Raw genomic sequence first — 14,520 nt, forward strand, 5'->3', positions numbered from 1 at the left:
CAGCCCTTTTTTACGACTTATAGTTTTATATCTTAAATGGCATTACCGCACATGTCTGTTGTGCCCTGAGGGTAGCTAAACTGTAGCGCATTACGGTCAGTAATGAGTTCATTAGATAACTCTTGTCCAAAGAAACTCGTAGAAAGTATGTCTGCATTTGCATTAATAGCAAAAGCTACTTTCTGTAGTGAGCCAGGTAATTTAAATTGATATCCCTCATCAACACCATTAAAAATAAATCCGACTTGCTTAGTGTCCTGATTAATATAAACACCTAAGCGTTGATATTCATCTGTGTTATCTGTCATTTTCTTATATTTCTTATATCTATCATATTTATTGTATCTATCGATAGGCGCAACATCACTAGCTTGGGAGGTTAAGCTATAATATAAACTAGGAGGATTTTCACCAAAATCAGGATCATATGTTCCAGTAATAAACTGATAGAATGAGTCAATATTATAGTTATTATCAGTTACGCCATTAAAACTAATATTAGATGAATAATAGGAGCTGCCGGAAGAAAGCGTAGGTACTTTAAGTTGCATTTCTATAGCAATAATACCTTTATGAGGTAATAAAAAATCACCCTCATAACTGGTTGAATTCATTTTTGCCTTACTCTGAGCTGTATAAAATAAATAACCATACTTATCTTCAGAGATAGGCTCTACTTTAAAACCAAATTTTTGACCACTTATTAGTGGAAATTTTTTCATCAGAGACATATATTCAGGATTTTGAGCATTCCAAAGATCGAAATCTTCTTGAGTCGCATCAAAATTATATTGGCAGACTGGGGCAGAGGAATTAAGGGGGGGAGTTTGAGCCAAAAGCATTTGAGAAGCTAATTTTTCATTCTTTGTAGTTGATGAAAAGTTTTTAGATGTGACTTTTTGGCTAGATTCGTTACGTGGTGCTGTATTCGTATTATCAGAAGATACCTCATACATAGCCCAACATAATGTAATAGCACTAACAGCAACTATGCCTATTTTTTTCATAAATATTCCTATCGAGTTAAGTGTTAAATTTTTAGAAAGTAGTGTTAACGTAAAATTTATTATTAATATTTATATATTTGAAATTATTAAGTTTATAAACTATTGAATATGATTAATCATATTCAATAGTTACAGTAGCCATTGCACGCACTTTACCAGCAGTCACATTTGTTGCTGTTTGATAGTAGCGAGCAGTCATTGGTACGTTATATTGAAGTATCTGATTAGAAGACAACGAACCTAAAGCTAATTTATCGCCTTTTTTGATGACTTGATTTTTATTTTGATAATTCCAGAGTAACTGCACACCGACACCATTTGCTTTTTCAGACGTAGCAGCCGTATTTGCCAATACCTGGCTATTTGTGCCGTCTTGGGTAAAGTCATAACTTAAACTAATAGTGTTTTTCTGTTCATAACCTGCTGGACTTGTACCACCATTACATAAGAGGTTCATATCAAAGGTTTGTTCGCCTTGAGTAGAACCAACGCCTTTAAAGCCTGCTTTTGTTACTGTTGGAAGCTGTACAACTTTATTAATATTACCTTGAATTTCACATGAAGAAGAAGCAATGGTAATTGCATTAGCATTAACAGTACTTGTTAAAAAGGGTTTATCTGGATAGCCACGGATATAATAACTACTATATCTGCCTGGTACTAACGTTCCAGAACCTGTTTGTGGAGCAATTTTAATAATTTCCACCACAAAATATCCAGATGCTAAATAACGATTACCTGATATTCCACTACGTTGATAAGGGTAATAACCAGAAAAATTAGTGTTATTTTCCGCTTCACGGTACAAACGAATACCAATCCCGGGAATATTAGTAGTATAAATGCTATTACCTAAAGAACTTAATGGATAAGCTTGAGTTAATTCCGCAATTGCTACATCTCGACTATCACAGTTATTAGCTTGTGTATCAGTACGATTAATAGGAAAAGTTGCTTTTCTTAATATTGCACCCACTTGATCACTAGGACGCACAACAACACGTCCTACAGACATAAGAACATCATTTGGTTGATAACCAGTTATGTAGCACGAAGCATTAGTCTCACCATATATACCAAGACCAGCCGTAAATAGAGCACCTGTTAATAATATTCTTTTCATTTGCAGACAGCCTCAGTCATTACCATGCTTTGTTGCTTATTTTGCAACTGATTACTGATGTTGTACTCAACCGAACAACGCTCATTACTTTCGTCGCCCCATTTCACATAAAGATGATCTTGAGCAAGTGGAGTACGTAAGTAAATCATACTACCTTGTGCAACAATACCTACAGCTTCATCTTTCTGATTAAAGACTTGAGCTGCAAACGGTAAACTGTTGCCATCTACAGTTTTACTATTAATGTAAACTGCATAACCAGTTTTAGTCGCAAAATCTACTTTAGCAATTGCGCCAGCAAAAGGTGCAATACGTTGACTTGTTTCTTCAAGTTCTACTTCGCTCGACATTTCTTGTGGGTCAAGGGTAATGTCATTAAGACGGTACGGAGTAACATAAGGAACTACCGCATAACCCGCTTTATTCACACTTAAACCAACGGCATTATTAACTTTTGCTCCGGCAGCTTCTGGCGCATGCACAAGTACCATCGTTTGACCTTGTTCAGGTCCAAATAAAATACCTTCTGAGTGTGCAACCACGCTACCAGTTAAGCTAACCATTGCTTGTTGGTAAGAATCAGCCACACTATAAGATCCACCAACAGTTGTATAGTTAGTACGATAACGACCATTTACGTTAAATGAGGGATTCGCATAATCCTGATGCGACATTGAAGCGCCGTAACTAAAGCGATCTCCAACCATTCCACTTGCACCAACAGTACGGCTGTCTTCAGAAGCAGTAACATTGACGTTAACTGAATTCTTCTTGAAATCAATCGGGAACGATAATGTCATTAAATATTCAGTATCGTGTGTTTGATTGGTTGAGCCATATTCAACTTTACGGTTAATTGCAGATAAACCATAAGTTAAACCATGGAAGTTATTACTGTAACCAACCTGATATTGTTTAGTACTTTCACTACGGTTCCAATAATCAACCCACGAACCTACTACATAAAAGTTACCCCAACCTTCAGGTAATCCTTGGTTTAAGGTAATTTGGAATTCACTACGTTGACGACCAGCAGAGTAGGTATTAATACCTTTTTCTTCAAAATCACGAATCTGTAGAGCATCACGTAATTTATAGAAGTTTTCTGTTGAGTAACGATAAGCTGCTAGTGTTAAGTTAGTGTTGGTTGGAGTAATTAACTTACTATAACTTAAACGGAAACTTTGACCTGATTGTGATGACTGTTTTTCAAATTCAGCTTCAGAATGAGTAATATCTAACGCCACGGCACCAATTGGTGTAGCAAAAGCGGCACCCAACAATACAGCGGCATAATTTTCCGTCGCTTGTATGCCTGTATAACCTGTTAGGTAATTATTAATCCCTTGTTGGTATTTACCTTGAACAACCCAAGGGTCAATATCAATGTCTGAATCGCGGAACTGGCCTACAGTTAACGAATAACGATTCATACCAGGGCGTAGCATCTGCACAACAGATGCATAAGGCACAGAAAATTTCTGTATTTCACCATTAGCTTCGATAACAGAAACTTCAATTTCACCACCAAAACCAGTAGGGTAAAGGTCATTAATTTCAAAGTTACCTGGTGCTACCGTTGTTTGATAGATAAGTTGACCTTGTTGACGAACTTCAATTTTTGCATTGGTTTTAGCATTACCACGAATACGCGGAGCATAGCCCAACATACTATTTGGCAACATTCGATCATCACTTGAGAAGTCGATACCACGATAGCGATAAGAATCAAATACTTCGCCGTTTGTAAAGCTATCCCCAAGTGTTAAAACACCACGATATTTCGGGAATGCTCTTTGCAAATATGTACTTGTTTCTTCGTAACTTGATTTAGATTGATTTTCAGCAGGGGTGTCTTGCCATTGCCATTGTCCATTATGACGTAATTGCCAGCCACCTAAATTTAGTCCAGCAGTCACGCCCATAAATGCGTTTGTAGTTTCGCTTTGATCATTAGACTGAGTAAATGTTTTGTAAGCACTGCCGTTATAAGATAGAAAAGCAGCATTAATCCCACGATCCCATAAACTTGGGTCGACATAGCCTTGCGCATTTTTTTGCAAAGCAACTTGTGGAATCGAGATATCTACACGTAAACGAGAGTTATCAAACTCATAAAATGCATTTTCAACCCATTCTTCAATTTTATAACAACTACTATTTTCTTTTTGAAGAGGAGCATGCTGAGCTAAAATCTCCTGTTTTACACCATATTCAGCAAGAGTATTTCCCGTAAAGCAGGTTACAGCATTTTTATTTGATTCTAATGCTTTAAAAAACATACGACGTTTGCCAAACCATTGGCCATTTACATAAACGTCAACATTATATTCACCTGGTAAAACAGGATTACCGTATTTAAAACGAGAAATATCAACTTTTTGAGCATCACCAATTAAAAAAGCAGAATCAAATTCAGCTTCTACAGGAGCACTCGCGACTGTTTCTTCAGCATGCACGAATACAGGCATTGTCATTGTGACAACACCAGAAGCCAAGTAGTAACAAATATGGCGTTTTAATAATTTATAAGATTCTTGCCTTTTTTTTGGCATAACTAAGTCCGCCTACTCACATAATAGGTGCTTAAATTTATTAAAAAGATAAATCTGATTACTGAAGTTTTATTTGGTGTTCGACTCGACCACCATAGTCATTGACATTCATAAAACTCATATCTTGAAGATTGCCGTTCTTAAGCTGAACAGATTCTTCAGAAAAAGGTTTAATCATTAACCCTTGAGGTAATAAATCAACTTTTTTATCACCTGCCTTTTGGTAAACAGAGGTCATCGTGATATGAAAAGGAGTTGGATTTTTTACCGTTAAATTTTGACCAGATTTAACCCATTGAAGCTTATCAGCTGCTAAATTCACGTCATCTTTAAGCGAAGCTGGACGATAAAAGAATTTAATACGTGAGCGAATTGCTAATTGCAGAAAATTATCAGGCGTCGTATTTTCAGTTTTTGAAGTTGGTCTTGGAGGAATATCCAAAATATTTAACCACAAAACTGTTTCTTGCTTCTGATTTAGCTGAGAAGCAGTTGGTAAAGCAGTAATACGCAGAGTCTGACTTTTCGTTGCTTCAACACGAGAAATAGGAGGAGCAATCATAAAAGGTACTTTTGATTGGTCCGGGGTGCTTTTTGAGTCGCCTTCATCAAGCCATGCTTGGACAAGTGCTGGTTTTGAACCGTTATTACTAACTTGTAGTGTAACTTCTCTAGCATCTGAAGGATAAATCACACGAGTGCCATGAATTACAATTTCTGCTTGAGTAGCAGGTGCAACAACTGCTGAAGCAAATGCCAAACCTAACAAAAAATTATAACTGTTCAATTTCATTTTTCGAGTTCTCAACCAAGAAAGATTCGGGAAAGCGTTACACAAAAAAACAGGGTTTCCATGCGGACACAGAAACCCCGCTATCAATTAATTATTGATAGATAATTGTGTATTGAACAGAAGTGTTTACTTTACCAGCTGTAGAAGCGCCAGTTGCATAGTATTCAGCATAGTAGTTAAGGTCTGCGCTACCAGCCGCAGCTACGTCAACCCATTGAGAGTTAGCTTGAGCACCATTTGCACCAGCAGCAAGAACTGGGATAAAGTTATTGTTGCTACCTAAAAGTTGAACGTTAACGTTTTTAGCACCAGTAGCGTCTTTGTTAAGTAAACGACCAGTATTAAAGTCAACATTTGCACCTGGTTCGAAGTAAGTAGCTACTTTACCTTCAGAACAGTTAGCTAATTTTATTTGGAAAGGAGTACGACCAGCAACATCCCCAGCAACAGCTAAAGTTTGTTTAGAAACAGTTGGAAGAGTAACTGTGAAGTCTTTACCAGCTGGGGTAACGATGTCACAAGTTTTGTCTGTAACTAAACCATTAATTGTAATTGTACCATCAGCAGCTTGAGCATTCGCAATCCCTACAACCGAAAGAGCAGCGATCAAAGCAAGTTTTTTCATAGTGTTTTCTCAAAAGTCTGGATAAAAGTTTATTTCCTTACTTTTCCAGTGTTTGACATCTTGAAAAGTAATGCGGCGATCTTAACACTTCTCAAACAAAATGCAAACTAGATCACATTATTTTTTCATAATTTTAATTGAGTCACGCTCTATATTTGGCATACAAAGCGAGAAATAACAGCTTATATAGCTGTTTATAAAAGTTTTTTTATTTTATAAAAAAGAGATACGACGGAAAAAAGCAAGTTACATAAGAACACTATGCAAATAGAAAAGAATTGAACAATTTATGTGAAAAATAAGCTTAAATTCTTATAATACAATTATATAGAATAAATTATGCATATGTATACAGAAAAAACATACAAATAGTCACTTTTTATAGAAAAAGAGTGACTCATCCGTTAAATCATCAAAATGTGCGATGAGTTCGACAAATCACTCTTTAACCAAGCTTATTGTAGGAATAGCCTCAAATGCTATACCTAATAAATTAATGATAGTTGATAAGCACGACTTTGTGATTAGAACCTATGCTTTCAATGCTAGTGTCCATTTTCTCAGTATGTTGAGCTAAGTTAGAAAGGCTACTTTTGTTTAAATATTCACTATCAAGTTTAATATTTAAATTATTTACCTCAACACATTCTATCTCGCTATGTTCTGTTGAACATGTATCTTCAACAATATTTCCTCTTATCATTATTGTGTTATTTGCATAACAAAATAATGGGGAAGTGGAAAGCACCATCAGAATAAGAAGTTTAAAAATATTATTTTTCATTTTATATACCTATTTATAAAATAGTTTATATATATTTGATACAATATTTTTAATTTAAAAACAATAATTAAGTTCAATCTAATAAAAAATTATTAATTTCACGTGATATAAATCACATTAATTGTTTTAAATAATGTAATAGTTAAAATTTATTAACCCATATTAATAAATATAATGATTATAATCCTTTGAAAATTATTACCTACAAGTTAAATCATTGATATTTATATTTATTTAATAAATTTAGCCCAAAATTCCAACACAATAAAATTAAAAAACCAAATGATATATAATTAAATATTTAATAAATATGTAATTTATTTTTGTGATCCTAATTTTTACATTGCAAGATAATTATAGAGAAATAAGATTCTAATTTTATTTAAAATGTGATTTATTTAACCTTTTATTTATAAATAAAAAATAAATTCACTTTATTTATTAAAGACAATTACTATGCTGCCAATAAATTGAAATTCATCACATATTTTATATATATTGAGGTATAAAAGATAATTTTAGTTTTTCAAGCTTTTTAAAAGTTCCTGTTACAATTTAAACGTGTACGATCTTTTCAAGATCAAATTATATAAAGTAGAAATATAGGTTAGAGAAAAGGCATAGTAATATTTAAACTTGATGAAAATCACTGTTTAATTGAATTTTATAAATCTTATTTGATTGCTGAAAAATTTATTCTACAAAAAAATATCTTAAGAAAGTAACCAGAGCATTATCTACAACATTTAACGCTGTACGTACCATCTCTAGACTCAGCTCTACTCCTGCAATAAATACTCAACTTGCAAACAGAACGAGTTCTAGGGCGGCTGATTGCATGATTCTGCATTTTGTAAGTTATGTCTGTCGGAGGTAAGTGTTGATAAAACAACACTGGTATTGAAAAATGATGAAATATAAACATTTCCAGCCCAAATGTTTTTTTAAGTAAGTTGTTGAAAATAAATAATAAATTAAATTGGCATAAAAGCTGCTCAATGTGACTGATGAAAGTGGAATTATCCTAAGGAATCCGTATGTCACTTGTAGTAGATAAAAAAGAAAATTCTAAAGAATTTGTAAAAAACATCCTGTCTGAAATTTGGGTTACTCGATGTCCTGTACCCACAGCAACAGGTATTTCCTTAAAGCGCGGCACTCTGGTTAAAAAATTTGAAAAGCACGGCATTGATGTCGCTGTCTTGCAAGATGCGCGTAAGGGTTTGTCGGTTCATCATTTTGATCATCAATTACCCGCGTTGTTCAGAGAAGGTGGAAATGTACCTGCATTAGCAGCACGTTCTGAAGGAGCACCCAGCCGACTCATTGGATTGACTTGGATTGATGAGTGGCAAGTGATTATTGTTCGACCTGATTCAAACATTAGCCAGCCAGAACACCTAAAAAATGTGAAAGTGGCTTTACCGGAATATGCTGACAAACGTGCCGGAAGTATTTTTAGAGCCATGTCCTTACAAGGTATTCGTGGTGCGTTACAACTTGCCAATCTCACTTTCCGAGATGTCAATTTTATTGAAGTACCTGAACGTGCAGGGCCTAAAGAGAATCGTGATGCGAGTACATATTGGTCTGGCCTTGACGCATTAATCACAGGTGAAGTTGACGCCGTTTATGTAAAAGGAGCTTCTGCTGTTGAAGCTGCAACTAAACGCGGCCTCAAAGTTGGTATTGATTTAGATAAATTTGAAGATGTGACTTCTCGTGTAAATAACGGAACGCCTCGTCCAATCACAGTCCATGAAGATTTATTAGAAGATCATTTTGATGTCGTGGTCGATTTTCTTGAAGAGCTATTTGATACGGCGGATTGGGCACAAGATCATTTAGATGAAGTGTTGGTGATTCTTGAAGATGAAACCATTGCAGGGGCAGAGAGCGTTGCGACAGCCTATCGAAATAATTTTCATAAGTCTTTACATCCGTCATTAAGCGAAGAGCGTTTAGAGCTTTTAAAACAACAAAAAGATTTTCTTTGGTTGCATGGCTTTTTAGAGCGAGATGTCGATATTGAAACATGGGTTGATCATCGTCCTTTACTCGAAGTTTTAAAACGCCGTCAAAATAAAAATTTTTAAAGAGGATTTGATCATGACAACACTTATTCAAACGCCATTGTCTCGTGAACTCAATGACTTTATCGAATTGAATCGTGAAAAAGCTGAATTTGCTTTTGAAGTGTTCCGTGAAACAGGAACAATCACAGCAAATGGAACGGTTAATTTTGTAGAACGTGGGCCTGAAAATACCTTAGTCACTTTTAACTATGCAGGGCCGTGGTCTAAAGATAAAAAAAGCAAAGTGCTTGTGGAGACAATTGATGGTGAAGTTTTATTGGGGAGAAAAAGTGCGGGTGGGCGCTATAACAAGCTTTTTAAAGAACATGCAGATGTCACCACAATATCTCATGTACACGCGCCGAATTTAGGTGCTTGGGCTCAAACCCATCGTACTTTACCGATTCGTTATGTGCCTGTGCAGCGTTTCCATTTATTTAAAGAGTTGCCGATTTACATTGACCGCCGTCAGGCAGAAGTCGATTTCATTTTAGATCAACTCAAAATTGATATTGAGTATCGGGCCATCTTAGAAGCCAACGGTGGTGCAACCGTATGGGGTCGTCAAGGTCTACAGGAAACTGCTGAATTTATCTTGTTGCTAGAAGAAGGGGCTCAAATTCAGCTTCTCGCAGAGTTAGTCGGTGGTAGCCGAGAATACGGGCAAGGGGTTTTGCATCAGCAATGGAAAATGAGCGGTTTGACTGAAAAAGCAAAATCTCTGGGCTTACTTCCCCTGAATTAGATAAAGATTTAAAAAATAAAGATCGAGAATATTATGGCTGTAAAACTTTTATGGTATCTCACGTCTCCAGATGGGCCATATCCATGGTTGGAATCTGGGCGGTGGGATACCGATTATGAACACTTACAACAGATTGCGATTACCGCAGATCGACTTGGTTTTTACGGTTCACTCATGGGTACAAGTGAGTATGAAACACTTGCTGTTGCTGCAAGTTTAATTCCATTTACTGAACGTTTAAAATTTCTGGTTGCCCAACATCCCGGAGAAGTCCAGCCGGCAGTTTTGGCAAAATATGCGCAAACTTTTGATGCATTTTCTAAAGGGCGTTTGTTATTTAATGTCGTTAATGGAAATGATAAAGGTTTGGCAGCTTTAGGGATTCACTATACTCATGATGAGCGTTATGACTTTAGTAAAGAATACTGGACTGCATTTCAACAAAACTACTTAGGTGATACCTCTGGGTTTGAAGGGGAGTTTATTCAAATTGCCCCACGCTTAGAAGGTGGATCTCCAATGTCAAAATGGCGTGGCCCCACTCAAGAACAGGGTGTTCCTTTGTGGGGAGCTGGAACTTCTGAGAAAGGCGTTCAGCATTCTGTTGAATTACTGGACGTATATTTAAGTTTTGCGAATACGCCGCCATTACTTGGAGAAAAGTTTAGCAAGGTTGCGGCTGAGGCTGCAAAAATTGGCCGAACTTTAGAATTTGGCACTCGATTACAAATTATTGTGCGGGAAACAGAAGAAGAAGCTTGGCAATATGCTCAGTCGTTACTTGACAAAATTGATGTAAATTATGCAATCGAAGCTGTTAAACGACAGCTTCCTCCAAATGAAACTTTTGAGAGTTATCAAAGTAACAATCCATCTATTCAAAAAAATTTAGAACAATTACGTCGAGGTATTTTACCTCCAGCTAAAGATTTTAAAATTTATCCTAATGTTTGGACTGGGCCATCTTTATTTGGTTTCGATATTTTAAACCCAGCGGCGGGGACTGCCTTAGTCGGTAGTGCTGAAAATATTGCCAAACGAATTAAAGAATACGAAAGCTATGGTGTATCAGCCTTTATCTTGTCTGGTTTCCCTTTAATTGGGGAAGCCTATCGGGTAGCAGATTTATTGTTTCCGTTATTGGAACTCGATCATGGCTTTGAGTTACCTAAGCTCAATAAAAATTCATCCATTGATTCCCTTTTGAATCAAGAAGTCGTGGTTTAAGGGAGAAGGCATGAATAAAATTACACGTAGAGAACTGATTAAACAGACTGGATTAGGTGTTGGCGCTTTTGCTGCAATCAGCCTTATCGGGTGCTCTAAACCAGACTCATCGTCTGAGAGTGCTACTGCTAGTACAACCCAAAATGATACGCCGAAAAAAGGTGGCGTTATCAAAATTGGGGTAATCAATGGTAATCAAGCTGGCAATTTAGATGCACATAAACCTATTGGTATGTCCAGTGCGTTCAGAGGTTGGCCTTTGTATGCAAAATTATGGGAATGGGGCAGAGATATTCAGCCTAAACTCGCACTTGCTGAATTTGCTGAACCAAATAATGACGGAACGAAATGGACCATTCGTCTAAAAAAAGGGCTTGAATTTCACCACGGTAAAACCATCACTGCCGATGACGTTATTTTTTCTTTACGTCGTTTGACTGACCCCAAGCTCGCTTCTCCATTTGCAGCCTATCTTTATTCTTTGCAAAGAGATGCAATTAAAAAGCGCGATGAATACACGGTTGAAATTCCTTTTTCTCAAGGAAAAGGATTGGTTGCTTTACCTGAAGCATGGATGAGCTGGGGTGGCATTGTTCCTACAGATTATGACCCAGTTAAAAATGTCGTGGGGGCTGGACCCTTTAAGCTTGAAAGTTTTACACCGGGTCAGCGTTCACGCTTTGTTCGTTTTGAAAACTACTGGAAAGAAAACCAGCCTTACGCCGATGCAATAGAAATCATTGATTTTAAAGATCAGACGGGGCGTCTTGCTGCCTTGCAATCAGGCCAAATTGATATTGCGTCTGGTGTAAGTGCGGAGCACATTGCTTTAATTCAAGCCAATAAACGACTAAATCTGGTTTCATCTGAAACAGATGCTTGGCAATCATTTGATATGAATACGTCTAAAGCACCGTTCAATGACCCACGAGTGCGACAAGCTATTCGACTAATCGCCAATAGAGATGATTTGGTGAAACGCGCTTTGGCTGGTCAAGGGCGAGTTGCAAATGACCTTTATTCGTTTAGTGATCCTGTATATGACCATAGCATTGCTCAGCGTAAGCAAGATTTAAATAAAGCTAAAGCTTTACTCAAAGAAGCTGGTTTTAATAACAATTTAACTATCGATTTATATACAGGCCCAGATAGCAATGCGGCATTGGTTTTTGCTCAGCATGCTGCTCAGGCTGGAGTCATCGTTAATGTTAAACAGGTTGAAGCTGCTACTTTTGCGGATGCAGTAAAACAAGATTGGGCATTTAGTACAGGCTCGAACGTTTCACGTCCTTTCTTATTAACAGTCTTGCAAATTGATGGGCCGGGTGCGGCAAATAATAAAACTCGTTTTAAGAATGAGCGCTTTACAGAACTAGTGCATGCGGCATTGCAACAACCCGATTTGGAAAAACGAAAAGTTCTTGTTCATGAAGCACAGCATATTCAGCATGAGCAAGGCGGTTTACTCATTTGGGGCTTTAATAATGTACTTGATGCACATTCGAGCCAAATTGGTGGTGTAACACCTGATCGCACTGGCTTTGCTGCGTGGCGTACTGATGAATTCTGGCGTAGAGGGTAACCGATATGACAATTCAATCCAGCAAAATAGAGGCATCAATCCAACATCCGACAATTGCCAAGTCATTTGAATTGCCTGCGTGGTTACCTTGGTTTTTGACACGTTTGGTATCAGGGGCATTGGTTGTTTTTGTTATTAGCCTCATTGTGTTTATTGCCACACAGGCACTTCCATCGGATCCGGCTCGCGTCATTTTAGGTCCAGAAGCACCTGAAGCCACGGTTCAAATACTTCGTGAACAATTAGGCTTGAATGATCCGATATTGGTTCAATACTGGCATTGGTTAAGTCAATTATTACAAGGTGATTTTGGGCGCTCGATTGACTCCAATGTACCTGTTTTACAAATTATTCAGAATTATTTTGGTAATACAGTTGCACTCACGAGCCTCGTTATTGTCATTACTGTACCGCTTTCAGTCGTGCTGGGTGTGTGGCTATCGCTCCGCCGTGACAGCAAGTTAGATCGGATTATTGTCTCCAGTTCGATTCTGTTTAAAGCAGTGCCGGGGTTTGTGATTGCGATTTGGTTAATGATGTTTTTTTCAACATCGGTTTTACACATATTACCAGCAGCATCGTTGCTGATTCCCAATGAGTCGCCTTATAGCCAATTAGAGTTTTTAATTTTACCAATTTTAACTTTAGCTTTATCACTCATTCCATATCTGATGCGTTTAGTGCGTGGTTCTATGATTGATGCGCTAGAGTCGGAATATGTGACCTCTGCACGGCTGCGTGGTATTCCTGAGCGACGGATTATCTGGAAACATGTTTTACCAAATGCATTGGTGCCCGTGGTGCAGGGAACAGCATTGACCATCCGAGTTTTGCTAAGTGGTGCTTTAATTATTGAGGTGGTTTTCAGTTATCCCGGTATTGGTAATGCGCTCAATGCAGCAATCGAAATGAGGGATATTCCGACCATTCAAGCGATTGTTTTATTGCTTACCATTTGTGTGGTAGTCGTTAATTTAATTGCAGATTTAATCACGACTTTACTCACACCAAAAATACGAACTGCAAAAAGACATAAAGCACGTTCGCCGGGAAGACGTCAGGCGTTACGTTTATGGAAGTCTGGCCGGCCAATTACAGTAAAACCTGTAGACCGTCGCAATGCTTTAAAGAATATTCAGCAAGGAGGGGGAAAATGAGCTCACTTCACTGGTACCAAAGAAACTTTTTTCAAACATTAATTCGTGAAAGACAAGTACGTTTTGGATTTGTAGTCACTGCTTTGGTTTTGATTTTTGCACTGGTTGGCCCGTTATTCGTTCCATTTGAGCCCACTGCGTTGGTCGGCATGACTTATGGCTCACCTGAAGGACGTTCATTTTTAGGTTATGACTATATTGGTCATGATGTTTGGTCTCGTGTACTTGCTGGCGGTGCTTCTATTATTTGGATGACACTGGCTGCTAGTTTAGTTGCATTAATTATTGGTTCTAGTTTAGGCATATTTGCTGCTTTTGCCCGAAACAAGATTGATCAGTTTGTAACTTGGCTGACTGATGTTTTTATGGCCTTTCCCGATCTCATTTTGGTCTTACTTATTGTTTCGATGTTAGGTCGACAGCCTTGGCTCATTGTTTTAACGGTTTCAATTGCTTTTATTCCCGGAGTCGTACGTCTTGCACGAAGCGTTGCACTTAATTTAGTGGAACAAGAATATATCGAAGCCGCCCGAATTCTAGGTTACTCAAAAACCTATATTTTATTTCGTGAAATCTTACCCAATATGTTGACGCCGTTATTAATTCATCTCGGTGTGATGCTGACTTGGGCGGTGGGCATGTTATCGGGTTTGGCTTTTCTTGGTTATGGTGTGGCACCTCCAGCAGCAGACTGGGGACTCATGATTAATGAGAACCGTGCGGGTTTACTGGTTCAACCATGGGCCGTGTTTGCTCCTGTCATTTTAATTGCTTTGTTTGCGCTCGGAACAAATGTATTGGCGGAGGGCGTTGGACGTGCAGCAGCTCGGATTGAGGAAAAATAAGC

Annotated in this window: 12 protein-coding genes; 6 read left to right on the top strand and 6 right to left on the bottom strand. The window is 37.6% G+C overall.

From position 1 onward, the window contains the following. Positions 1 to 32 precede the first annotated feature (32 nt). The 6 genes from ASF86_RS05005 to ASF86_RS05030 all read right to left on the bottom strand — a co-directional run bounded on the left by ASF86_RS05005 (position 33) and on the right by ASF86_RS05030 (position 6,887). Entirely contained in the window at positions 33 to 1,007 is a 975-nt protein-coding gene (locus tag ASF86_RS05005; protein ID WP_056480044.1) for a DUF4882 family protein, read from the bottom strand. A 112-nt stretch (positions 1,008 to 1,119) separates the two neighbouring features. Continuing rightward, on the bottom strand, positions 1,120 to 2,130 hold the full coding sequence (locus ASF86_RS05010; RefSeq protein WP_056480046.1) for a fimbrial protein: 1,011 nt from the start codon (positions 2,128 to 2,130) through the stop codon (positions 1,120 to 1,122). Next, positions 2,127 to 4,685, bottom strand: a complete 2,559-nt coding sequence (locus tag ASF86_RS05015) for a fimbria/pilus outer membrane usher protein (protein ID WP_056480049.1) — start codon at positions 4,683 to 4,685, stop codon at positions 2,127 to 2,129. The genes ASF86_RS05010 and ASF86_RS05015 overlap by 4 nt, the downstream gene beginning before the upstream one ends. A 58-nt stretch (positions 4,686 to 4,743) precedes the next feature. After that, positions 4,744 to 5,478, bottom strand: coding sequence for a molecular chaperone (locus ASF86_RS05020; protein WP_056480052.1), 735 nt, complete (start codon positions 5,476 to 5,478; stop codon positions 4,744 to 4,746). A 91-nt stretch (positions 5,479 to 5,569) separates the two neighbouring features. Continuing rightward, positions 5,570 to 6,103 (bottom strand): fimbrial protein, encoded by a 534-nt coding sequence (locus ASF86_RS05025; protein WP_000731817.1) that lies wholly within the window; start codon positions 6,101 to 6,103, stop codon positions 5,570 to 5,572. Positions 6,104 to 6,596: 493 nt separating this feature from the next. Continuing rightward, the gene (locus tag ASF86_RS05030; RefSeq protein WP_056480055.1) at positions 6,597 to 6,887 is read right to left on the bottom strand and encodes a type 1 fimbrial protein; all 291 of its coding nucleotides are present in this window, start codon (positions 6,885 to 6,887) and stop codon (positions 6,597 to 6,599) included. A gap of 1,037 nt (positions 6,888 to 7,924) precedes the next feature. Here ASF86_RS05030 and ASF86_RS05035 point away from each other — a divergent pair. From ASF86_RS05035 to ASF86_RS05060, 6 genes are read left to right on the top strand one after another with little or no spacing between them, the layout of a single operon-like run. After that, positions 7,925 to 8,983, top strand: a complete 1,059-nt coding sequence (locus ASF86_RS05035) for an ABC transporter substrate-binding protein (RefSeq protein WP_056480057.1) — start codon at positions 7,925 to 7,927, stop codon at positions 8,981 to 8,983. Positions 8,984 to 8,996: 13 nt separating this feature from the next. Beyond that, on the top strand, positions 8,997 to 9,707 hold the full coding sequence (locus ASF86_RS05040; RefSeq protein ID WP_005040698.1) for a class II aldolase/adducin family protein: 711 nt from the start codon (positions 8,997 to 8,999) through the stop codon (positions 9,705 to 9,707). Between the two features lie 33 nt (positions 9,708 to 9,740). Further along, a complete protein-coding gene (locus tag ASF86_RS05045) occupies positions 9,741 to 10,934 on the top strand; it encodes an LLM class flavin-dependent oxidoreductase (protein WP_056480060.1) in 1,194 nt (397 codons plus the stop codon). Between the two features lie 10 nt (positions 10,935 to 10,944). Then, positions 10,945 to 12,516: an ABC transporter substrate-binding protein gene (locus ASF86_RS05050; RefSeq protein WP_056480064.1), complete on the top strand. Its 1,572-nt coding sequence runs from the start codon at positions 10,945 to 10,947 to the stop codon at positions 12,514 to 12,516. Between the two features lie 5 nt (positions 12,517 to 12,521). Further along, on the top strand, positions 12,522 to 13,673 hold the full coding sequence (locus ASF86_RS05055) for an ABC transporter permease (protein ID WP_056480067.1): 1,152 nt from the start codon (positions 12,522 to 12,524) through the stop codon (positions 13,671 to 13,673). Beyond that, positions 13,670 to 14,518, top strand: a complete 849-nt coding sequence (locus ASF86_RS05060) for an ABC transporter permease (protein WP_056480070.1) — start codon at positions 13,670 to 13,672, stop codon at positions 14,516 to 14,518. Before ASF86_RS05055 ends, ASF86_RS05060 begins: the two co-directional genes overlap by 4 nt. Positions 14,519 to 14,520 lie beyond the last annotated feature (2 nt).

The sequence above is a fragment of the Acinetobacter sp. Leaf130 genome, from assembly GCF_001423205.1.
Lineage (GTDB): Bacteria > Pseudomonadota > Gammaproteobacteria > Pseudomonadales > Moraxellaceae > Acinetobacter > Acinetobacter calcoaceticus.

Bases quoted from the DNA above. Each gene is read 5' to 3' on its own strand.
- ASF86_RS05050 (WP_056480064.1), top strand. From the start codon at position 10,945: ATGAATAAAATTACACGTAGAGAACTGATTAAACAGACTGGATTAGGT.
- ASF86_RS05060 (WP_056480070.1), top strand. From the start codon at position 13,670: ATGAGCTCACTTCACTGGTACCAAAGAAACTTTTTTCAAACATTAATT.
- ASF86_RS05015 (WP_056480049.1), bottom strand. From the start codon at position 4,685: ATGCCAAAAAAAAGGCAAGAATCTTATAAATTATTAAAACGCCATATT.
- ASF86_RS05045 (WP_056480060.1), top strand. From the start codon at position 9,741: ATGGCTGTAAAACTTTTATGGTATCTCACGTCTCCAGATGGGCCATAT.
- ASF86_RS05040 (WP_005040698.1), top strand. From the start codon at position 8,997: ATGACAACACTTATTCAAACGCCATTGTCTCGTGAACTCAATGACTTT.
- ASF86_RS05030 (WP_056480055.1), bottom strand. From the start codon at position 6,887: ATGAAAAATAATATTTTTAAACTTCTTATTCTGATGGTGCTTTCCACT.
- ASF86_RS05005 (WP_056480044.1), bottom strand. From the start codon at position 1,007: ATGAAAAAAATAGGCATAGTTGCTGTTAGTGCTATTACATTATGTTGG.
- ASF86_RS05010 (WP_056480046.1), bottom strand. From the start codon at position 2,130: ATGAAAAGAATATTATTAACAGGTGCTCTATTTACGGCTGGTCTTGGT.
- ASF86_RS05020 (WP_056480052.1), bottom strand. From the start codon at position 5,478: ATGAAATTGAACAGTTATAATTTTTTGTTAGGTTTGGCATTTGCTTCA.
- ASF86_RS05055 (WP_056480067.1), top strand. From the start codon at position 12,522: ATGACAATTCAATCCAGCAAAATAGAGGCATCAATCCAACATCCGACA.
- ASF86_RS05035 (WP_056480057.1), top strand. From the start codon at position 7,925: ATGTCACTTGTAGTAGATAAAAAAGAAAATTCTAAAGAATTTGTAAAA.
- ASF86_RS05025 (WP_000731817.1), bottom strand. From the start codon at position 6,103: ATGAAAAAACTTGCTTTGATCGCTGCTCTTTCGGTTGTAGGGATTGCG.